The organism is Umezawaea sp. (assembly GCF_036375055.1).
In the GTDB taxonomy this organism is placed as follows: Bacteria; Actinomycetota; Actinomycetes; order Mycobacteriales; family Pseudonocardiaceae; genus Umezawaea.
The window spans coordinates 23,619-44,592 of the sequence record NZ_DASUSQ010000002.1 but is presented as its reverse complement, the minus strand read 5'-3'; the positions used below and the strand labels follow the sequence as shown (position 1 = coordinate 44,592).

Below are 20,974 nucleotides of genomic sequence, written 5' to 3'. Positions count from 1 at the left end.
CGGACCGGCCGAGTGGAGCGAACTAAGGAGTTGACCAGCAATGGCGCGGACAGCGACCGAGGCCGCCTCAGGCGGCACCGTTGCGCCCAGCACCGACGACACCCCAGCCGGTCCGGACCTGATCTCCGGTGGACACCTGGTGGCCAAGGCGTTGAAGGCCGAGGGCATCGACACGATCTTCACCCTCTGCGGCGGCCACATCATCGACATCTACGACGGCTGCGTCGACGAGGGCATCAAGGTGATCGACGTGCGCCACGAGCAGGTGGCGGCGCACGCGGCCGACGGCTACGCCCGCATCACCGGCACACCCGGCTGCGCGGTCGTCACGGCCGGTCCCGGCACCACCGACGCGGTCACCGGTGTGGCCAACGCGTTCCGCGCGGAGAGCCCGATGCTGCTGATCGGCGGCCAGGGATCGCTGAGCCAGCACAAGATGGGCTCGCTCCAGGACCTCCCGCACGTCGACATGATGACCCCGATCACGAAGTTCGCCGCCACCGTCCCGGCCACCGCGCGCATCGCGGACCTGGTGTCGATGGCGTTCCGCGAGTGCTACCACGGCGCTCCCGGCCCGTCGTTCCTGGAGATCCCGCGCGACGTCCTGGACGCCAAGGTTCCCGTGGACGAGGCCCGCGTCCCCGAGGAGGGCCGCTACCGCGCCTCCACGCGTTCCGGCGGCGACCCCGCCGACGTGGAACGGCTGGCGGACCTGCTGGTGGGCGCCAAGAAGCCCGCGATCCTGCTCGGCAGCCAGGTCTGGACGACGCGGGGCACCGCCGCGGCCGTGGACCTGGTGCGGCAGCTCAACATCCCGGCCTACATGAACGGCGCGGGCCGCGGCAGCCTCCCGCCCGGCGACCCGCACCACTTCCAGCTCTCCCGCCGGTACGCGTTCGACAACGCCGACGTCATCGTCATCGTCGGCACCCCGTTCGACTTCCGCATGGGCTACGGCCGCAGGCTCTCGTCGAAGGCGACGGTCGTGCAGGTCGACCTGGACTACCGCACGGTCGGCAAGAACCGCGACGTCGACCTCGGCATCGTCGGCGACGCGGGCCTCGTGCTGTCCGCGGTCGCCGCGGCGGCCTCCGGACGGGTCGACAACGGCGCCGTGGGCCGCAAGGCGTGGCTGGAGGAGCTGCACGGCGTGGAGGAGCAGGCGAGGCAGCGCAGGCTGCCGCAGCTCCTGTCGGACGCGTCGCCGATCCACCCGTACCGGCTGGTCCACGAGATCAACGAGTTCCTCACCGAGGACTCGATCTACATCGGCGACGGCGGTGACATCGTCACGTTCTCCGGCCAGGTCGTGCAGCCCAAGTCTCCGGGCCACTGGATGGACCCCGGCCCGCTGGGCACGCTCGGCGTCGGCGTGCCGTTCGTCCTCGCCGCCAAGCTCGCCCGCCCGGACAAGGAGGTCGTCGCGCTGTTCGGCGACGGCGCGTTCAGCCTCACCGGCTGGGACTTCGAGACCCTGGTCCGCTACGACCTGCCGTTCGTCGGCATCGTCGGCAACAACTCGTCGATGAACCAGATCCGCTACGGCCAGGCGCGGAAGTACGGCGTGGAGCGCGAGCGCGTCGGCAACACGCTCGGCGACGTGAAGTACGACCAGTTCGCCACGATGCTCGGCGGCTACGGCGAGGAGGTGCGCGACCCCGAGGACATCGCACCCGCCCTGCGGCGCGCCCGCGAGTCCGGCCTGCCCTCGCTGATCAACGTCTGGGTCGACCCGGACGCGTACGCGCCCGGAACCATGAACCAGACCATGTACAAGTAGCGCGCGCCCCTCTAGCGGGAGGACTTCCCCATGGGAAAGGCACTGGAGGGCGTCCGCGTCCTCGACATGACGCACGTCCAATCAGGACCGTCGTCCACGCAGCTCCTCGCGTGGCTCGGCGCCGACGTGGTGAAGCTGGAGACGCCCGGCCGCGGTGACATCACCCGCGGCCAGCTCCGGGACATCCCCGGCGTGGACAGCCTCTACTTCACGATGCTCAACGCCAACAAGCGCAGCATCACGCTGAACATGAAGAGCGAGCAGGGCAAGGAGGTGTTCACGAAGCTGGTCGAGAACACCGACGTGCTGGTGGAGAACTTCGGCCCCGGCGTGGTCGACCGCTTCGGGTTCCCCTGGGAACGGCTCTCCGAGCTGAACCCCGGCCTGGTCTACGCCTCCATCAAGGGGTTCGGCCCCGGCCGCTACGCCGACTTCAAGGCCTACGAGGTCATCGCGCAGGCCATGGGCGGCTCGATGAGCACCACCGGCTTCGAGGAGGGCCCGCCGACCGCGACTGGCGCGCAGATCGGCGACTCCGGCACCGGCGTCCACCTGGTGGCGGGCATCCTCGCCGCGCTCTACCAGCGCACGTCCACCGGCCGCGGCCAGCGCGTGCAGGTCGCCATGCAGGACGCGGTGCTGAACCTGTGCCGGGTCAAGCTGCGCGACCAGCAGCGCCTGGCCCACGGGCCGCTGGGCGAGTACCCCAACGAGTCGTTCGGCGAGGACGTGCCGCGCTCCGGCAACGCCTCCGGCGGCGGCCAGCCCGGCTGGGCCGTGCGGTGCGCGCCCGGCGGGCCGAACGACTACATCTACGTGATCATCCAGCCGGTCGGCTGGAAGCCCATCACCGAGCTGATCGGCAAACCCGAGCTGGCGAACGACCCGGAGTGGGCGACCCCGGAGGCACGTCTGTCCAAACTGGACAAGGCGTTCGCGCTCATCGAGGACTGGACGCTCAAGCACACCAAGTGGGAGGTGATGGACCAGCTCAACGCCCACAACGTGCCGTGCGGACCGATCCTGTCCACCAAGGAGCTGATCGAGGACGACACCCTCGCCGCGATCGGCGCCGTCGTCGAGGTGCCGCACCCGCAGCGCGGCTCGTTCAAGACCGTCGGCTGCCCGATCAAGCTGTCGGACTCCCCGGTCGACATCGAGACCTCGCCGCTGCTCGGCGAGCACAACGACGAAGTGCTGGGCGCGCTGGGCTACAGCCCCGAGCAGCTCGGCGAGCTCCGCACCGCAGGCGTCATCTGATACCCGAGGAGACAGCCGGACATGCCTGACACAGCAACGGGTTACGACCGCGCGGCGGTCGAGGACGTGCTCAGGGCGGTGAGCGCGGACGGCCGCGACTCGCTGACCGCGCCCGAGGGCAAGAGGGTCTGCGACGCCTACGGGATCACCACGCCCGAGGAGGGGCTCGCGGTCTCCTCGGAGATGGCCGTCGCGATGGCCGAGGAGATCGGCTTCCCCGTCGTCCTCAAGATCGTCTCACCGGACATCCTGCACAAGACCGAGGCGGGCGGCGTGCTGGTCGGCCTGAAGACGGCGAAGCAGGTCGCCGAGGGCTTCCGCACGATCGTCGACAGCGCCCGGTCCCACCAGCCGAACGCGAAGATCGTCGGCGTGCAGGTGCAGCAGATGCTGACCGAGGGCCAGGAGGTCATCGTCGGCGCGGTCACCGACGAGACGTTCGGCAAGATCGTCGCGTTCGGCCTCGGCGGCATCCTGGTCGAGGTGCTCAAGGACGTGACGTTCCGGCTCGCGCCGACCGACGTCGCGACGGCCGCCTCGATGGTCGACGGCATCGGCGCCGCGGAGGTCCTGCGCGGCGTGCGCGGGAACCCCGGCGTGGACCGGGAAGCCCTCGCCGACCTGATCAGCAGGGTGTCCGACCTCGTCACGGACTTCCCGCAGCTCGCCGAGGTCGACCTGAACCCCGTCCTCGCCACGCCGACCGGCGCGACCGCGGTCGACGTGCGCATCCTGGTCGACGCGACCGCGGCGGAGGTGCCGCACCGCTTCACCCAGGACGAGATCCTGACCTCGATGAACCGCATCATGCGGCCGTCCGCCGTCGCCGTCATCGGCGCGTCGGCGGAAGAGGGCAAGATCGGCAACTCGGTGATGAAGAACCTGGTGAACGGCGGCTACCAGGGGGAGATCTACCCGATCAACCCCAAGGCGACCGAGATCCTGGACCGCAAGGCGTTCAAGAGCATCGCCGACGTGCCCGGCGACATCGACGTCGCGGTGTTCGCCATCCCGGCCAAGTTCGTGCCGCAGGCCCTGGAGGAGGTCGGTGCCAAGGGGGTGGCGGGAGCGATCCTCATCCCGTCCGGCTTCGGCGAGACCGGCAACCACGAGCTCCAGGACGAGGTCGTGGCCATCGCCCGCAAGCACGGCACCCGCATCCTGGGCCCGAACATCTACGGCTACTACTACACGCCCGAGAACCTGTCGGCGACGTTCTGCACGCCCTACGACGTCAAGGGCGGTGTGGCGCTCACGTCCCAGAGCGGCGGCATCGGCATGGCCATCCTCGGCTTCAGCCGGTCCGCGGGCATGGGGGTGTCGTCGATCGTGGGCGTGGGCAACAAGGCGGACATCGACGAGGACGACCTGCTGACGTTCTTCGAGTCCGACCCCAACACCCAGCTCATCGCGATGCACCTGGAGGACCTCAAGGACGGCCGCTCCTTCGCCGAGACCGCCAAGCGCGTGTCGGAGAAGAAGCCCGTCGTGGTGCTGAAGGCCGGGCGCACCGCGCAGGGCGCCAGGGCCGCCAGCTCGCACACCGGGGCGTTGGCGGGCAACGACCGCGTGTACGACGACGTCCTGCGGCAGAGCGGCGTCATCCGGGCGCCGGGCCTCAACGACATGCTGGAGTACGCGCGCGGCATCCCGCTGCTGCCCACCCCCAAGGGCGAGAACGTCGTCATCATCACCGGCGCGGGCGGCTCCGGCGTGCTGCTGTCGGACGCCTGCGTCGACAACGGCCTGACGCTCATGGGGATCCCGGACGACCTGGACGCGGCGTTCCGGAAGTTCATCCCGCCGTTCGGCGCGGCGGGCAACCCGGTCGACATCACCGGCGGCGAGCCGCCGTCGACCTACCGCAACACGATCGCGCTCGGGTTGGCGGACGAGCGCGTCCACGCCCTGGTGCTGGGGTACTGGCACACGATCGTCACACCGCCGATGGTGTTCGCGAAGCTCGTGGTGGAAGTGGTGGAGGAGTACCGGAGCAACGGCATCGACAAGCCCGTCGTGGCCTCGCTGTCCGGGGACGTCGAGGTCGAGGAGGCCAGCGACCACCTGTACTCCCACGGCGTCGTCGCGTACCCGTACACCACCGAGAAGCCGGTCGCGGTCCTCGGCGCGAAGTACCGCTGGGCGCGGTCCGCCCGGCTGCTCTAGCGCCGACCACCGCTGCCCAGGAGGTCAGTCGAGAACCCAACTCCCGTGGGAGGCCCAACCGTGGACTCGTCGAAAGCCCCGGCCACCAGCTCGTCCGAGAGCGGAGCCACCCCTCCGCCCTCGGTCGAGCGGGTGTGGCCAGCGGGGCGACTGGAACCGATGCCCATCCGCAAGCTGCCCGACGCACCACCCTCCATCCACCTGCTAGGCCCGACCGTCTTCCTCGTCGCGCTCGGTGTCGGCATGGGGGAGTCGTACATGTGGCCCCGACTCGTGCTGCTGTTCGGGCCCGAGATCCGGTGGCTGTTCCTCATCGGCGTCACGCTCCAGGCGGTCGTGATGCTGGAGATGGCCCGCTACGCCATGGCCACCGGGGAGAGCATCTTCTTCGGCGCCGCACGCGTGTTCAAGCCGATCATGTGGTTCTTCTTCGTGGTCGCGATCCTCGTCTACATCTGGCCCGGCCACCTCTCGGCAGGCGCCGCCGCGCTGGAGAGGATCACCGGTATCCCCTGGGTGGTCTCCGCCTGCGTGGGCCTGGTGCTCGTCGGGATCCTCTTCAGCATGGCCAGGGTCATCTACCCGCTGCTGGAGAACGTGCTGGCCATGCTGATCGGGCTGCTCGTCGTGAGCACCTCGGTCGTGGCGGCGATGGTCGGCCAGTGGTCCGACGTCGTCTCCACCATCACCGGCATGTTCCACTTCGGCTACTTCCCCGAGCAGGCGATGTCGCCCGCGTGGTTCCCGATCATCGTCGGCTCGATCGCGTTCGCGGGCCCGTCCGGCATGCAGCAGATGTGGTACACGCTGCACCTGCGCGACAGCGGTGCCGGCATGGGCGCGCACATCCCGAAGGTGCGCGGCCTGCGGCACGCGGGCGAAGAGGAGGAGATGCCGTCCCGCGGCTTCATGTTCGACACCTCCGACGCGGACGAGATGGAGAAGTGGAAGGGCTGGCGGCGCTGGGTCACGTTCGACGCGCTGCTGCTGTTCTGGGGCATCACGATGCTCGTCACGATCTCCTTCACCGTGCTGGCGCAGGCCGCGTCGCGGCAGAGCCCGGACGTGAAGGGGCTCATCGAGTCCGGTGAGCGCGAGGCGGCGCTCAACGCCATGTCCGACGCGTTCGCCTCGGCGGGCGGGTCGGTGCTCGGCGGCGTGTTCCTCGGGTTCATCGCGCTGATCGGCCTCAACGCCACGCTCGGCCTGTTCGACTCGTTCTCCCGCGGCCAGTCGGACATGGCCTACCACTTCGTGCCCGGAGCCAAGAGGTTCGGCGTCTCCAAGCTCTACGCCGGGTTCCTGTGGGGCGTCATCCTGTTCGGCATCGCGATCCTGCTGTGGGGCCCGGCCGACGGACCCGGCGCGATCCTCGACGTGCTCGCGTTCCTGTCGACGTTCGCCATGGGCGCGTACTGCGTCGTGCTGCTGCTGGTGAACAACAGGATGCTGCCGAAACCCATCCGCCCTGGGCTCGTCACGAACCTGATCATCGGGTTCGGCGCGGTGTTCTACCTGGGGATGCTCATCTTCAGCCTGGTCAAGTTCGGCGTCGTGGTGGGGTGAGGTGACCGCTGTGAGGCGACTCGGTGAGTTGGCCGTGCCCGGTGCGGTCGTCGGCATGACGGCGGGCTTCGTGGCGGGCGGTCTGGCGCTGGTGGTGGGGCAGCCACCGGGCTGGGCGATGGTGACCGCGCTGACCCTCGGCGTGCCGCTCGCCCTGCTCGGCGGGGTCTACGGCCTGCTGGTCGGGTCGGGCAGGATCAGGATCGGGGTCTTCGCGCCCGCCGCGCTGTTCTGGTTCGCGGGCTTCCCGCTCGCGCGGCTGGCGCACGAGGTGCTGTCCGGGCTCGTCCTCGGCGGTGCCCCCGCGTGGCCGCCGGACCTGCCGGGGTTCCTGGCGTACCAGGCGATGGTGAGCGTCGGCTGGGCCATCGGCTTCCTCTGGCTGCACGAGCGGATCGCGCCCGGCTGGCTGCGCCGCGTGCGGGCGGGCAACCCGGCCGCGGACCGGTTGTTCCAGCGGTACGTCGAGCACGCCGCGTCGCTCGCGGAAGCCCGTGAGCGCAGGCGGTCCCGCGCTGGGAGGGCGTGAGCATGGACCTGCACACCTGGGTGTGGCTGGCGACCATCGGCGGGTTCGCCGCCGTGATCGGGTTCGACTTCTGGCTCGTGGCGCGGAACCCGCGCGACCCCTCGTTCCGCGAATCCGTGCTGTGGGTGCTCGGCTACGTGTCCCTGGCCGTCGTGTTCGGCCTCGGGGTCACGCTGTTCGCGGGCGGCCGGTACGGCGGCGAGTTCTTCGCGGGGTGGATCACGGAGTACTCGCTCAGCGTCGACAACCTGTTCGTGTTCGTGCTGATCATGTCCAGGTTCGCCGTGCCGCGCGAGTACCGGCAGAAGGTGCTGCTCGTCGGCATCGTGCTGGCGCTCGCGCTGCGGGCGGTGTTCATCGTGGCGGGAGCGAGCGCGATCTCCCGGTTCGACTGGCTCTTCTACGTCTTCGGCGCGTTCCTGGTGTTCACGGCGTGGAAGCTGCTGCGGCAGGAGGAGGCCGAGGAGGAGTTCGCCGAGAACGCGGCCCTGCGGGCGGTTCGCCGGGTGGTGCCGACCTCGGACGGCTACCACGGCGCGGCGATCACCGCCCGCGTGAACGGACGGCGGGTCGTCACGCCGATGCTGATCGTGATGGTCGCGGTCGGCACCACGGACCTGCTGTTCGCCGTCGACTCGATCCCGGCGATCTTCGGGCTCACGAGGGAGCCGTACCTGGTGTTCACGGCCAACGCGTTCGCCCTCATGGGGCTGCGCCAGCTGTTCTTCCTCGTGGGAGGACTGCTGGACCGGCTCGTCTACCTGAGCAAGGGGCTGGCGTTCGTGCTCGCGTTCATCGGCTTCAAGCTGATCTTCGAGGCGCTGCACCACCACGGGGTGCCGTGGGCGCCCGAGGTGCCGATCGCGCTGTCCCTCGGCGTGATCGTGGTGACCCTGCTGATCACCACGATCGCGAGCCTCGTCGGGACCCGACGCCGGGCGGCGGCGGTGACGCGGGAGGCGGAGGCCGAGGTGGGGTGACGGGCGGCCGGGTGGTGCCCCCCGCCCCACCACCCGGCCGGCCCGCCTTCGGACGTGCTGTTCCGCTGGCACGTCCCAGCGGGGTTCGCTGCTGGGCGTGCGGTTCGTCCGGCGTGGGGTGTCGGACGTGGGGTCCTGCTCCTGCGTCCCGCCCCGGCCGGTGTGGGCGTCCCGCTTTGGCCGGTGCGGGCTTCCCGGCTTGGCCGGTGTGGTGGGTCGTTCGTGCCGCTCGCGGTGCGGAAGCGGTGTCGGGCGCTCAGTCAGGTCGTTGCGCTCCGGCCGGTTCGCGCTCCGGCCGTTCGTGGTCTGGCCGGTTCGCGCTCCGGCCGGTTCGTGGTCTGGCCGTCACGTTCCATCGGTTCGTGGGCGGACGGCGGTTCGGTTGTCGTGCTCCGTCTGGCTGGTTCGCGGCCGGACGTCGTGGGGTCGGACGCCACGCTCGCTCCATCCGGTCGGTTCGCGGCAGGACTCGCGTTCCGGCTGTCGCGCTCCACCGGCCGTGCGTGTGGTCCGCCGCACCTGCTCCACCCGGCTGGCTCGCGTCCGGTCGTGTGCTCCGGTAGTCGTGTCCCCCGGCCGGTTCGCCGCCGGTCGTTCGGGTCCGCTCGCGCGTCGCACTCGGCGCGGATCGGACGTGCGGTTCAGCCTCCGCGCCTCACCCGGTGCGGGGGCGGTGCCGCTTTCCGGTACGCGGCTCGTCGTGGACCTCGTTGTTCCGGATCTCGGCGTCCTGGACCCCGGTGTTCTGCGTCCGTTGTCCTGAATCCGGTCCTCAGCGAGGCGGTGCCGCCGCGGGGAACCGGCTTCAGTGCATCGCCGAGCTGCCCTGGTCCTTCGCGGCGGTCCGGCGCAGGTAGTCCTCGACGTCGGTGACGGACTCGTCCTTGCGGCGCTGCTCCTCCATGGCGGTGGCCAGCCCCAGGCCGAGGGTGCGGCCGTCGGCGGAGAACCCGCGCGGACGGCGAAGTGCCTCGGTGAACCAGTTTCCCATGACCTTCTCCTCACTTCTCGTCCACAGTGGACGGTTGGATTCGGGTGTGCGTTCTCCCGTCGACGATGACCCGTCCGGGCCGTGCGCGCCGGGTGAGGGCTCCTGGGGCGACGTTGACCCTGCCCTGATGGATTCAGAATACAGGCTTTCGTATGCAATATGGGCGGTGGTGGTCACCATCACCGCCCTCTGGTGGAGGTGGGTGCTGGTGACGCTGCTCCTACGCCCGATCGCCCCGAGGCCGGTCGTGGTAGGCCTGCCGGGTCCGGTCGGTGTGCTGGGTCATGATCGTGCCCGCGCGGTCGACGTCCTTCGCGGAGATGGCCCGGATCAGGTCGGCGTGCTCGATCCAGGAGTCCGCGCCGCGCCTGCCCGCGATCGGCGTGTAGTACCACCGCACGCGGCGGTCGACCATGCCGATCATCTCGGCGAGCACGGTGTTGCCGGACAGCTTGGTGATGAAGGCGTGCAGGGCGGCGTTCGCGGCCACCATGCCGTCGACGTCGTTGGCCTCGACGGCGGCCTGGCCCCTGGCCTGGAGTTCCCAGAGGTGGTCGACGTCGGCCTCCTCGGCGCGTTCCGCCGCGAGGCGGGCCGAGTGCGTTTCGAGGACGGCGCGGACGCTGAGCAGCTGGTCCGCCTCCTCCTCGGTCGGCATGTGCACGAACGCGCCCTGCGCGGGCCGCAGGTCGACCCAGCCCTCGGTCTGGAGGCGCTGGAGCGCTTCGCGCACCGGCTGCCTGCTGACCCCGAGGTACTCGGCCAGCTCCACCTCGACCAGGTGCTGGCCCGGCTGGAGGGTGCGGTTCACGATCAGGTCGATCAGCGCCTCGTACACCGCCTGGCGGAGCGGGGCCGGTCGTTCCACGCGCTTGGCCGCGGCGCCGCTCAACGCGGCCCGCGAACCGCGGCGTCCGGTGGTCACGTCGCCGGGGAACGGTGTCGGCTGGTTCATGGCCACCTCCTCGCTCGTTGGGTGAATGGTTTCAGCATACAGGTTGTTGTATGCAAAGTTCAGAGTGCGGTACGTCACGTTGGTGCCCAACAGGTCAATTGTCGTCGATGTCGGACTCTGTGTAATCACTCGATCGCGTTTCGTATGCACTTTCTTCGGCCTATCCCGTTATCGACAAATCGGTATACTGTATACAATCAATCGGAGATGAGACGAGGCAGGACATGAGAGTCGCCGTTCTCGGGGCAGGAGCGATCGGCGCCTATGTGGGCGCAGCCCTGCATCGCGCTGGAGCAGAGGTCCACCTGGTGGCCAGGGGGCCGCACCTCGCCGCGCTCAAGGCGCACGGTGTGCGGGTGCTGAGTCCTCGCGGGGACTTCACCGCACACCCGCACGCCACCGACGATCCCGGAGTCGTCGGCGAGGTCGACTACGTCTTCCTCGGTCTGAAGGCGCACGGCTACGCGTCGGCGGGGCCGCTGCTCGCGCCGCTGCTGGGGCCGGACACCGCGGTGGTCGCCGCGCAGAACGGCATCCCGTGGTGGTACTTCCACGGTCTGGCGGGGCATCCGCTGGAGAACCGCCGCATCGAGGCCGTCGATCCCGGCGGAGCCGTCAGCGCGGTGCTCGACACGCGTCGGGCCATCGGCTGCGTCGTCTACTGCTCCACCGAGATCGAGGCGCCCGGCGTCATCCGCCACCTGGAGGGCACCCGCTTCTCCATCGGTGAACCGGCGGGCGGGGTGTCCGAGCGCTGCCGGGCGCTCAGCGAGGCCATGGTCGCGGGCGGGCTCAAGTGCCCCGTCGAGCCCAACCTGCGCGACGACATCTGGATCAAGCTCATGGGCAACGTCGCGTTCAACCCGCTCAGCGCCCTCACCAGGGCCACGATGGCCGAGATCTGCGCCCACCAGGACACCCGCGAGCTGGTCGCCACGATGATGGCCGAAACCGTCGCCATCGCCCGCGCCGCGGGCAGCAGCCCCGAGATGTCCATCGAGAAGCGCATCGACGGCGCGCGCCGCGTCGGTCACCACAAGACGTCGATGTTGCAGGACCTGGAGGCGGGCAAGACCCTGGAGATCGACGCGATCATCGGCGCGGTGGTCGAGATAGCCGACCTGACCAGGATTCCCGCGCCCGCGCTGCGCAACGTGTACGCGGCGATCGACCTCCTCAACCGCACCACGGCGGCCACCGTCCCGACCGCGTGACCGGGTGCCCGCCCGTCGCGCGGTGTGGCGGGCGGGCTCGGGACGGTGCGGATTGGCTGAGGCGAGCGGGTCTGGCCGTGCCCAGGGGTGGAGGCGGGGCAGGCTGGTCGTGTGGGGCGGGTCGGGTGACGCGGGGGCTCTGGTGGGTCGCCGGAACGGGTGATGGCACCGCTTGGTCCTGCGGTGGGTGGGTTTGACGGGCCGTGTTCGGAGCGGGTCGGGTGGTGGGGTGGGTTTTGATGGGTCGTCGGAACGGGTGATGGCACCGCTTGGTCTTCCGCGGCTGGTGGGTCCGGCGGGCTGTGTTCGGAGCGGGTCGTTCGTGCGGGTTCGGTCGGGTGGTGGGACGGACTCCGGCGAGTTGTGGAAACGGGCGGTGGAGACGTCTGGGTTCTTGCTGCGGGTGGGGCTCGGCGGCACGTATCCGGGGCCGGGTTGTTCGCGGGGATTCGGCTGGGTTGTGGGACCGGGTGCGGTGAGTCGCACGGTGGCGGCACCGCCCGGTCTTCGCTGTGGGGCCGGCGGCCGCGTCCAGGGCGGGAACTCGATGGGTCGGTCGAGTGGCGGGACGGGCTCCGGTGAGGCGTGTCAACCGGGCGGTGGCGGCGGTTCGGCCGGGCGTCGGCGGTGGTCTGCCGTGACTGAGCCGCCCGGCCTTCAGCGGTGAGGGCTGGCGGTGCTGTCGGGCTCGCTGTGTGACGCGGGTCGGTGGTGCTGGTTCGTTGAGGTTCGGTCGGTTGTGTCGACTGGTTCGTGCATGTGGCGTGCGGTGGTGGGCCTGTGCGTCCCGTCCCGTGAGCCGTCGTTGGTCCGGGTGAGCGTTCCCAAGGCGGCCCTTGCGCCCTCACCGGGTTCGCCTCTTCCCTTCACGCGATCACTCGAATAACGTATGTTGCATACAGTCGACGATCAGCGACGTGCGCGGGAGGTCTGCGATGAAGCGCGGGAAGAGCGAGCCGTACGTGCGGCTGGTTGAGCCGTTGGTGCGGGAGAACGGCGTCCTCCGGCCCGCCACCTGGGACGAAGCGCTGACCAGGGCGGCGGAGGGGTTCCGGCGGAACGTCGCGGCGAAGGGTCCGGACGCGTTCGGGATGTTCTCGTGCGCGCGGGCCACGAACGAGATGAACTACGTGGCCCAGAAGTTCACCCGCGCCGTCATCGGGACGAACAACGTGGACTCCTGCAACCGCACCTGCCACGCGCCGAGCGTCGCCGGTCTGGCCCGCGTGTTCGACAGCGGCGGGGGCACGTCGTCGTACCGGGAGATCGAGGACGCCGACGTGGTCGTGCTGTGGGGGTCCAACGCGCGGGAAGCGCACCCGATCTTCTTCCAGCACGTGCTGAAGGCGGTCCACAAGGGCGCCAAGCTGTTCGTGGTCGACCCGAGGAGGACGAGCACCGCCAAGTGGGGCCACCGGTGGCTCCAGCTCCACGTCGGCACGGACATCCCGCTGGCCCACGCGGTGGCGCGGGAGATCATCCACTCGGGGCTGGCGAACGAGGCGTTCATCGAGCGGGCCACGGAGGGGTTCGCCGAGTTCAAGGCGTCGGTGGAGCCGTGGACGCTGGAGGTCGCCGAGGAGGTGACCGGGGTTCCCCGGGAGCAGATCCGGGAACTGGCCCACGCCTACGCCCGCGCCGACCGCGGCCAGATGTCGTGGACGCTCGGCATCACCGAGCACCACAACGGGACGAACAACGTGCTGGCGTTGATCAACCTGGCCCTGCTCTGCGGCCACGTCGGCCGCTACGGCGCGGGGCTGAACCCGTTGCGCGGGCAGAACAACGTGCAGGGCGGCGGTGACATGGGGGCGATCCCGGACCGGCTGCCGGGGTTCCAGGACGTCCTCAGCCCCGACGTCCGGGCCAAGTACGACGCGCTGTGGGGCTCGAAGATCCCGCCGTACAAGGGGCAGAACCTGACGCAGATGCTGGAGGCGATGGAGCGCGGGGACATGACCTGCGTCTACATCATCGGCGAGAACCCGGTGCAGTCCGAAGCGGACTCCGAGCACACGCGCAAGCGGCTGTCGAACCTCGACCACGTGGTGGTGCAGGACATCTTCCTCACCAAGACCGCGCAGCTCGCGGACGTCGTGCTGCCCGCGTCGGCGGCCTGGTGCGAGAGCGACGGCACGTTCACCAACAGCGAGCGCCGCGTCCAGCGCGTGCGCAAGGCGCTGGACCCGCCCGAGGGCGCGCGGGACGACATCGCGATCCTGTGCGACCTGGCCCGCAGGCTCGGCCACGAGGAGTGGGACTACAGCGGTGCCGAGCAGGTGTGGGACGAGCTGCGGCAGCTCTCGCCGATGCACGCGGGCATGACCTACCAGCGGCTCGCGGACCTCGGTGGGATCCAGTGGCCCTGCTACAGCGAGGACACCCTCGAACCGAGCTTCCTGCACGGGCGGCTGTGGGAGGACGACCCGGCCGAGCGCGGGCGGCCCGCGCCGTTCTCGGTGCTGGACCACAGCCCGCCGGTCGACCTCCTCTCCGAGGAGTTCCCGCTGCGGCTCACCACGGGCAGGCGCCTGGACTCCTACAACACCGGCGTGCAGTCGGGCGGCTTCGAGTCGCCGCTGCGGCGCGGGGAAACCCTGGACCTGTGCCGGGAGGACGCCGAACGGCTCGGCGTGCGCGAGGACGAGCTGGTGCGGATCTCCTCGCGGCGCGGCGCGATCGTCGCGCCCGTCCGGATCGACGACGGGCTCAGGCCGGGGCTGGCGTTCATGACTTTCCACTTCCCGGACGAGATCGACGTCAACTCGATCACCATCGAGGCGACCTGCCCGATCGCGGGCACCGCCGAGTACAAGGCGTCCGCGATCCGGGTGGAGAAGCTGCCGCCGGGGATCACCGAGGACGACCGGTTCACCGTCGTGCCCGTCTGAGCCAGCCCGAGGTGAGGAGTCACCGTGGACCTTCAGTTCCTCAGCTTCACGCCCACCGACGACGAGCGGACCGCCGTGGACGCGGCGGTCGCGGGTCGGCCGCCGACGCGCGACCTGCTGCTGCCCGCGCTGCACGCGGTCAACGACCGGGTCGGCTGGATCAGCCAGGGCGCGCTCAACCACATCTGCCGGAGGCTGGGGGTGCCGCCCGCCGACGCGTACGGCGTGGCGAGCTTCTACTCGCTGTTCTCCCTGGTGGAACGGCCGAAGAGGGTCGTGCACGCCTGCGTCGACCTGGCCTGCCGGGTCAACGGCGCGGAGGGGCTGACCGACGCGCTCACCGACGCGTTCGGCCGGGCGAGCGGCAAGACCGGTGACGTCACGTGGCTGCGCGCCCCGTGCCTCGGGGTGTGCGAGCGGGCGCCCGCCGCGCTGGTGTTCCAGGCGGGCGAGACCGCGGCCGAGGAACTGCTGGCCCCGGTCGAACCGGCGGCGCTGGTGGAGGTCGCGACCCGTGGTCCCTCCACCGTGGACGGTGAGCCGCCGGTGCGCGTGCCCCAGCACGGGGACGGGAATCTGCGGCTGCTCAAGCGGATCGGGGTCGTCGACCCGACCAGCCTGGACGACTACCGCGCCACCGGCGGGTACTCGGGGCTGCGCAACGCGCTGCTGCTCGGCCCGGTCGGTGTGATCCGCGAGGTCGCGGACTCGAAGCTGATGGGCCGCGGCGGCGCCGCGTTCCCGACCGGCCGCAAGTGGGACGCCACGGCCCGGCAGCCCGTCCGCCCGCACTACCTGGTGTGCAACGCCGACGAGAGCGAACCCGGCACGTTCAAGGACCGCGTGCTGATCGAGGGCGACCCGTTCGCGCTGGTCGAGGCGATGACCATCACGGCGTTCGCCACGGGCTGCGCGAAGGGCTACCTGTACCTGCGGGGCGAGTACCCGAGGGCGCTGCACCTGCTGGAGAACGCCATCGCGAAGGCCCGCGAACGCGGTTTCCTCGGCGACGACGTCATGGGGCACCAGGGGTTCTCGTTCGACATCGAGATCAGGCGCGGCGCGGGCGCGTACATCTGCGGCGAGGAAACAGCGATCTTCAACTCCATCGAGGGCTTCCGCGGCGAACCCCGCAGCAAGCCGCCGTTCCCGGTGGAGCAGGGCCTGTTCGGCAGGCCGACCGTGGTCAACAACGTGGAGACGCTCGTCAACGTCCCGCTGATCCTCACGGAGGGCTGCGAGGCCTACGCCCGGATCGGCACGGAGGGTTCGACCGGGTCGAAGCTGTTCTGCCTGTCGGGCAACGTTCGGCGGCCGGGCGTCTACGAGGTCCCGTTCGGCGCGACCCTCGGTGAACTCCTGGAACTCGCGGGCGGGGTGCCGGAGGGCCGGGAGCTGCGGGCGGTCCTGCTCGGCGGCGCGGCGGGCGGGTTCGTCCGGCCCGACGAGCTGGACCTCAAGCTCACGATGGAGGACGCGCGCGCCGCGGGCACCACGCTCGGCTCGGGGGTGGTGCTGGTGCTGGACGACTCCGCCGACCTGGGCGGGTTCCTGCTGCGCATCGCCGCGTTCTTCCGCGACGAGTCGTGCGGGCAGTGCGTGCCGTGCCGCATCGGCACCGTGCGGCAGGAGGAGGCGCTGCACCGGGTCGTCGGCGGCAAGAAGCTCAGCACCGGCGGCGACGACCTGCTGGTGCTGCGGGAGGTCGGCCAGGTCATGCGCGACTCGTCCATCTGCGGGCTCGGCCAGACGGCGTGGAACGCGATCGAGTCGGCCATCGACCGCCTCGGTGCCCTGCAACAGCCGCTGGAGAGGGGAAACCGCGCATGACCGCCATCGACATCGGGTTGCCGCGCAGGCTCGTCGAGTTCGAGCTGGACGGCGAACCCGTGCGAGTGCCTGAGGACGCCACGATCCTGGACGCCTGCACGGCGGCCGGGAAGTCGATCCCCACGCTCTGCTACGGCGACACCCTCCAGCCCGCGAACGCCTGCCGCGTCTGCGTGGTGGAGGTCGAGGGCTCGCGGACGCTCGTGCCGTCGTGCTCGCGCAAGGTGGAGCCCGGCATGGTCGTGCGCACCGACACCGACCGCACGAGGACCAGCCGCAAGGTCGTGCTGGAGCTGCTGGCGTCGGCGACCGACCTGTCCACCACGCCGGAGGTCCGGGGCTGGCTGGAGGAAACCGGCGCCGAGCCCGAGCGGTTCGGGCCGCCCGCGCCGCCGAGCGACGACCGCGACCACCGGCAGCCGGGCGAGCACGAGATCCCCGACGGGATGACGGCGGCGACCGTCCGCCAGCCGGTCAAGGTCGACAACGAGCTCTACGTTCGGGACTACGGCAAGTGCATCCTCTGCTACAAGTGCGTCGACGCGTGCGGTGACCAGTGGCAGAACTCCTTCGCCATCACGGTCGCGGGTCGCGGGTTCGACGCGCGGATCTCCACGGAGTTCGCGAACCCGTTGCCGGACAGCGCCTGCGTGTACTGCGGCAACTGCGTCGAGGTGTGCCCCACGGGCGCGCTGAGCTTCAAGGCCGAGCACGACCGGCGCGAGAACGGCACGTGGGACGAGGAGCGGCAGACCGAGACCACGACCATCTGCACGTTCTGCGGCGTCGGCTGCAACCTCACCCTCCACGTGCAGGACAACGAGATCGTCAAGGTCACGTCACCGCACGACAGTTCGGTGACCCACGGGAACCTCTGCATCAAGGGTCGCTTCGGCTGGCAGCACGTGCAGAACCGCTAGACCGGGAGGTCCGCGCATGTCCTTGATCCTCAAGCCCGGGACGTCGTGGCGCGAGCTGTACGCCCGCTGCGTCGAGATCGCCCCGGAGGCGTTCCACGACGACCGCCTCCTCAACTTCTACGGCGGACGCTGGCGCCGCGAGGGGGTCCCCGGTCCGGCGACGACCCCGGTCGACGGCAGCGCCATCGCCGGTCCGCCCAGGCTGGACGCGGGCAGCGCCCGAGCCGCCGTCGCCGCCGCGGTCGACGACCACCGCGCGTGGGCCGAAGTCCCCCTCGCCGAGCGGAAGGCCCGCGTCACGGCCGCGCTGGACGACCTCCAGGCCAACCGCGACCTGCTGGCGCTGCTGCTGGTGTGGGAGATCGGCAAGCCGTGGCGGCTCGCGACCGCCGACGTCGACCGCTGCGTCGAGGGAGTTCGCTGGTACGTCGAGGAGATCGACCGAATGCTGGAGGGCCGCGCGCCGCTGGGCGGGCCGGTCAGCAACATCGCGAGCTGGAACTACCCGATGAGCGTCCTGGTCCACGCGGTGCTGGTGCAGGCCCTCGCGGGCAACGCGGTCATCGCCAAGGCCCCGACCGACGGCGGCGTGAGCTGCCTGACGCTGGCGACCGCGCTGGCCGCCCGCCACGGCCTGCCGCTCACCCTGGTCAGCGGAGGCGGCGGCGAGCTGTCGCCGGTGCTGGTCGGCTCGCCGGACATCGGCTGCCTCTCGTTCGTCGGCGGGCGAGGGGTCGGCGGCGAGATCGTCGCGAGCCTGGTCGACTCCGACAAGCGGCACGTGCTGGAGCAGGAGGGCCTGAACTGCTGGGGCATCTGGGAGTTCGGCGACTGGGACAGCCTCGGCCCGCAGATCCGCAAGGCGTTCGACTACGCCAAGCAGCGCTGCACGGCCTACCCGCGCTACGTCGTGCAGCGGGAGCTGTTCGACCGCTTCCTCGCCGTCTACCTGCCCGCCGTCCGCGGGGTCGCGTTCGGCCACCCGCTGGCCGTCGAGCACCCGGACGACCCGCTGCCCGACCTCGACTTCGGTCCGCTGATCACCGACGCGAAGGCCAAGGAACTGGCCGACGTGGTGGACGAGGCCGTCCGGATGGGCGGCGTCCCGCTCTACCGGGGCTCGCTCGACGACGGCCGGTTCCTGCCCGGCCAGCAGACCGCGGCCTACCTGCCGCCGACCGCGATCCTCTCGCCGCCGCGCTCCTCACCCCTGCACCACGCCGAGCCGTTCGGACCCGTCGACACGATCGTCCTCGTGGATACAGAAGCCGAAATGCTGTCTGCGATGAACGCGAGCAACGGTGCCCTCGTGGCCACGCTGGCGTGCGACGACCAGGCCACGGCCCGGAGGCTGGCCGCCGACCTCCAGGCGTTCAAGGTCGGCGTCAACGAGCCCCGGTCGCGCGGCGACCGCGACGAGGTCTTCGGCGGCAGGGGCGCGTCGTGGCGCGGCGCGTTCGTCGGCGGCGCGCTGCTGGTGCACGCCGTCACCGAGGGACCGCCCGGCGAGCGCCTGTACGGCAACTTCCCGTCCTACTCGCTCTACCCGCCGACCTGACCCCGAAGGGGAGGACGATGTCGCTCCGCTCCGACCTCACCCGGATCACCAGGACCGTCGTCGCCCCCGCCGCGGTCGGGACCGACCGGCTCCACCGGTTCCCGCGCGCGGCCGTGGAGGCGTTCGGCCGCGCCGGGATCCTCGGCATGACCGTCCCGCGCGGCCTGGGCGGCGGCGGTCAGGGGCTGGCCGAGGCGAGCCGCGTCGTCGAGGAGGTCGCCCGCCACTGCGGCGGCACGGCGACCGTGCTGCGCTCGCACTTCGCCGCGGTCGCCGTGCTCAACCGCCACGGCGACCGCGGCCTCCGCACCGAGGTCGCCGCGGGCGGGCACCTCAGCACGCTCGCCGTCTTCCAGGCGGGCGACCCGCTCACCCCGACCGGCACCGCCCGCCGGAGCGGCGACGTCGTCTCCCTGCACGACCGCAAGACGTGGGTGGTCTCCGCGGGCGAGGCCGACAGCTACGTCTGGTCCTCCCCACCCGTCGCCGCCGGGGGCACGACCACCCTCTGGCTCGTCTCCGGCCAGGCCCCCGACCTGCTCGTCCCCGCCTCCCACGACGGCATCGGCCTGCGCGGCGGCGCGGCCACCACGGTCTGGGCCGACCCCGTCCGCGTCCCCGCGAGCTGCCGACTCGGCGAGGACGGCGCCGGCCTGGACACCGTGCTGCACGACGCCCTGCCGTGGTTCGCGCTGCTCGGCTCCTCCGTCGCGCTCGGCCTGATGGAGGGCGCCCTCGCCGCCACCCTGGAGCACCGGGGGGACCGGACGGCCGACCTCGCGCGGATGCGCCTGCGCACCGACGCCGTCCGCGTCCTGCACGACGACGCAGTGGCCGCGCACGGCTGGGAACCCGACCGCGCCCGGCGCAAGGTCTGCCAGCTCACCCTCGCCGCCGCCGACGCCGTGCTCACCGTGACGGACCTCGCCATGAAGCTGTGCGGCGACGCCGCGTTCCGCCGTGACCTGGGCGTGGAGCGGCGTTTCCGCGACGCGCGGGCGACCACGGCGGTCGAGCCCACCGCCGAGTCGGCGCTGGACCTCGTCGCCCGCGGACCGTGGGGCAACGCCTGAGCGCGGCCCGGTGCCGGTGACGGCCGTCACCCGTTCCGCTGACGTCGCAGAACGCCCGCTGGGCGCACGAACGGCACGCGGGAGAAGTCGGTTCGGCCGATCGCCTACTATCGGCCTGCTCCGCCGCGTGTCGGGTGGTGGAGTCGATTCCGCCTATCCGCGACGTGCCCAACGGGAGCTGTCCACCACTCATGTCCGGAGCAAACGACCCGTACGACCCCAAGGAGGTCGCGGCGCTCGCGCCGGAGGCCCTCGACGCGGCCGTGCAGAAGGCCCAGGAGGCGTTCGCCGCCGCGGCCGACCTCGACGCCCTCGCCGCGCTGAAGCCCGCGCACGTCGGCGACCGGTCGCCCGTGCTGCTCGCGCGCCGCGAGATCGGCGCGCTGCCGCCCAAGGCGAAGGCCGAGGCGGGCAAGCGGGTCAACGTCGCCCAGGCCGCCGTGAAGAAGGCGTTCGAGGAACGCCTCGCCGTGCTGCAGACCGAGCGGGACGAGCACGTGCTCCGCGAGGAGACCGTCGACGTCACGCTGCCGTGGGACCGGACGCCGCGCGGCGCCCGCCACCCGATCACCACGCTCGCCGAGCGCGTGGCCGACGTCTTCGTGGCCATGGGCTACGAGGTCGCCGAAGGCCCCGAGCTCGACACCGAGTGGTTCAACTTCGACGCGCTGAACTTCGGCAAGGACCACCCGGCGCGCACGATGTCGGACACGTTCTACGTCGCGCCCGCCGACTCGGGCCTGGTGCTGCGCACGCACACCTCGCCGGTGCAGGCCCGCACGATGCTGGAGCGCACGCCGCCGATCTACGTGGTGTGCCCCGGCCGCACGTTCCGCACGGACGAGCTGGACTCCACGCACACGCCGGTGTTCCACCAGGTCGAGGGCCTCGCCATCGACAAGGGCCTCACCATGGCGCACCTCAAGGGCACCCTGGACGCGTTCGCGCGCGCCATGTTCGGCGAGGGCTCGAAGACGCGGCTGCGCCCGCACTTCTTCCCGTTCACCGAGCCGTCCGCCGAGGTGGACGTGTGGTTCCCGGAGAAGAAGGGCGGCGCGGGCTGGGTCGAGTGGGGCGGCTGCGGCATGGTCAACCCCAACGTCCTGCGCGCCACCGGCGTCGACCCGGACGTCTACTCCGGGTTCGCCTTCGGCATGGGCCTCGAACGCACGCTGCAGTTCCGCAACGGCCTTCCCGACATGCGCGACATGGTCGAGGGCGATGTCCGCTTCACGCTGCCCTTCGGAACGGAGGCCTGACC

At 71.0% G+C, this 20,974-nt stretch carries 15 protein-coding genes; 13 read left to right on the top strand and 2 right to left on the bottom strand.

All coding sequences use genetic code 11. The features are described 5' to 3' along the window. The first annotated feature begins 40 nt into the window (after positions 1–40). The 6 genes from VFZ92_RS00290 to VFZ92_RS00265 all read left to right on the top strand — a co-directional run bounded on the left by VFZ92_RS00290 (position 41) and on the right by VFZ92_RS00265 (position 8,281). Positions 41–1,780 (top strand): thiamine pyrophosphate-binding protein, encoded by a 1,740-nt coding sequence (locus VFZ92_RS00290; RefSeq protein ID WP_330873580.1) that lies wholly within the window; start codon positions 41–43, stop codon positions 1,778–1,780. Between the two features lie 30 nt (positions 1,781–1,810). Further along, complete coding sequence (gene frc / locus VFZ92_RS00285; protein ID WP_330873579.1) at positions 1,811–3,040, top strand: formyl-CoA transferase; 1,230 nt, start codon at positions 1,811–1,813, stop codon at positions 3,038–3,040. A 21-nt stretch (positions 3,041–3,061) separates the two neighbouring features. Continuing rightward, entirely contained in the window at positions 3,062–5,206 is a 2,145-nt protein-coding gene (locus VFZ92_RS00280) for an acetate--CoA ligase family protein (RefSeq protein ID WP_330873578.1), read from the top strand. Between the two features lie 159 nt (positions 5,207–5,365). Further along, a complete protein-coding gene (locus tag VFZ92_RS00275) occupies positions 5,366–6,772 on the top strand; it encodes an Nramp family divalent metal transporter (RefSeq protein WP_330873577.1) in 1,407 nt (468 codons plus the stop codon). A gap of 10 nt (positions 6,773–6,782) precedes the next feature. Continuing rightward, complete coding sequence (locus VFZ92_RS00270; RefSeq protein WP_330873576.1) at positions 6,783–7,301, top strand: hypothetical protein; 519 nt, start codon at positions 6,783–6,785, stop codon at positions 7,299–7,301. Between the two features lie 2 nt (positions 7,302–7,303). Next, complete coding sequence (locus VFZ92_RS00265; protein ID WP_330873575.1) at positions 7,304–8,281, top strand: TerC family protein; 978 nt, start codon at positions 7,304–7,306, stop codon at positions 8,279–8,281. Positions 8,282–9,086: 805 nt separating this feature from the next. Here the strand turns inward: VFZ92_RS00265 and VFZ92_RS00260 are convergent. Next, a complete protein-coding gene (locus tag VFZ92_RS00260; RefSeq protein WP_330873574.1) occupies positions 9,087–9,272 on the bottom strand; it encodes a hypothetical protein in 186 nt (61 codons plus the stop codon). 220 nt (positions 9,273–9,492) lie between these two features. Then, on the bottom strand, positions 9,493–10,227 hold the full coding sequence (locus VFZ92_RS00255; RefSeq protein ID WP_330873573.1) for a GntR family transcriptional regulator: 735 nt from the start codon (positions 10,225–10,227) through the stop codon (positions 9,493–9,495). A 224-nt stretch (positions 10,228–10,451) separates the two neighbouring features. Between VFZ92_RS00255 and VFZ92_RS00250 the strand changes: the two genes are divergently transcribed. The 7 genes from VFZ92_RS00250 (at position 10,452) to pheS (ending at position 20,972) form a co-directional block, all read left to right on the top strand. Beyond that, positions 10,452–11,441, top strand: a complete 990-nt coding sequence (locus tag VFZ92_RS00250; RefSeq protein WP_330873572.1) for a 2-dehydropantoate 2-reductase — start codon at positions 10,452–10,454, stop codon at positions 11,439–11,441. Between the two features lie 935 nt (positions 11,442–12,376). Beyond that, entirely contained in the window at positions 12,377–14,332 is a 1,956-nt protein-coding gene (locus VFZ92_RS00245; RefSeq protein ID WP_330873571.1) for a molybdopterin oxidoreductase family protein, read from the top strand. Positions 14,333–14,356: 24 nt separating this feature from the next. After that, a complete protein-coding gene (locus VFZ92_RS00240; protein WP_330873570.1) occupies positions 14,357–16,162 on the top strand; it encodes an NAD(P)H-dependent oxidoreductase subunit E in 1,806 nt (601 codons plus the stop codon). Continuing rightward, positions 16,159–17,082, top strand: a complete 924-nt coding sequence (locus tag VFZ92_RS00235) for a 2Fe-2S iron-sulfur cluster-binding protein (RefSeq protein WP_330873569.1) — start codon at positions 16,159–16,161, stop codon at positions 17,080–17,082. The genes VFZ92_RS00240 and VFZ92_RS00235 overlap by 4 nt, the downstream gene beginning before the upstream one ends. A 16-nt stretch (positions 17,083–17,098) precedes the next feature. Continuing rightward, positions 17,099–18,640 (top strand): aldehyde dehydrogenase family protein, encoded by a 1,542-nt coding sequence (locus VFZ92_RS00230; RefSeq protein WP_330873568.1) that lies wholly within the window; start codon positions 17,099–17,101, stop codon positions 18,638–18,640. Positions 18,641–18,657: 17 nt separating this feature from the next. Next, positions 18,658–19,713: an acyl-CoA dehydrogenase family protein gene (locus VFZ92_RS00225; RefSeq protein WP_330873567.1), complete on the top strand. Its 1,056-nt coding sequence runs from the start codon at positions 18,658–18,660 to the stop codon at positions 19,711–19,713. Positions 19,714–19,904: 191 nt separating this feature from the next. Further along, the gene (gene pheS, locus VFZ92_RS00220) at positions 19,905–20,972 is read left to right on the top strand and encodes a phenylalanine--tRNA ligase subunit alpha (protein WP_330873566.1); all 1,068 of its coding nucleotides are present in this window, start codon (positions 19,905–19,907) and stop codon (positions 20,970–20,972) included. The last annotated feature ends 2 nt before the right edge of the window (positions 20,973–20,974 follow it).

Bases quoted from the DNA above. Each gene is read 5' to 3' on its own strand.
- pheS (WP_330873566.1), top strand. From the start codon at position 19,905: ATGTCCGGAGCAAACGACCCGTACGACCCCAAGGAGGTCGCGGCGCTC.
- VFZ92_RS00225 (WP_330873567.1), top strand. From the start codon at position 18,658: ATGTCGCTCCGCTCCGACCTCACCCGGATCACCAGGACCGTCGTCGCC.
- VFZ92_RS00265 (WP_330873575.1), top strand. From the start codon at position 7,304: ATGGACCTGCACACCTGGGTGTGGCTGGCGACCATCGGCGGGTTCGCC.
- VFZ92_RS00250 (WP_330873572.1), top strand. From the start codon at position 10,452: ATGAGAGTCGCCGTTCTCGGGGCAGGAGCGATCGGCGCCTATGTGGGC.
- VFZ92_RS00260 (WP_330873574.1), bottom strand. From the start codon at position 9,272: ATGGGAAACTGGTTCACCGAGGCACTTCGCCGTCCGCGCGGGTTCTCC.
- VFZ92_RS00280 (WP_330873578.1), top strand. From the start codon at position 3,062: ATGCCTGACACAGCAACGGGTTACGACCGCGCGGCGGTCGAGGACGTG.
- VFZ92_RS00230 (WP_330873568.1), top strand. From the start codon at position 17,099: ATGTCCTTGATCCTCAAGCCCGGGACGTCGTGGCGCGAGCTGTACGCC.
- VFZ92_RS00235 (WP_330873569.1), top strand. From the start codon at position 16,159: ATGACCGCCATCGACATCGGGTTGCCGCGCAGGCTCGTCGAGTTCGAG.
- VFZ92_RS00255 (WP_330873573.1), bottom strand. From the start codon at position 10,227: ATGAACCAGCCGACACCGTTCCCCGGCGACGTGACCACCGGACGCCGC.
- VFZ92_RS00275 (WP_330873577.1), top strand. From the start codon at position 5,366: ATGCCCATCCGCAAGCTGCCCGACGCACCACCCTCCATCCACCTGCTA.
- VFZ92_RS00290 (WP_330873580.1), top strand. From the start codon at position 41: ATGGCGCGGACAGCGACCGAGGCCGCCTCAGGCGGCACCGTTGCGCCC.
- VFZ92_RS00245 (WP_330873571.1), top strand. From the start codon at position 12,377: ATGAAGCGCGGGAAGAGCGAGCCGTACGTGCGGCTGGTTGAGCCGTTG.
- frc (WP_330873579.1), top strand. From the start codon at position 1,811: ATGGGAAAGGCACTGGAGGGCGTCCGCGTCCTCGACATGACGCACGTC.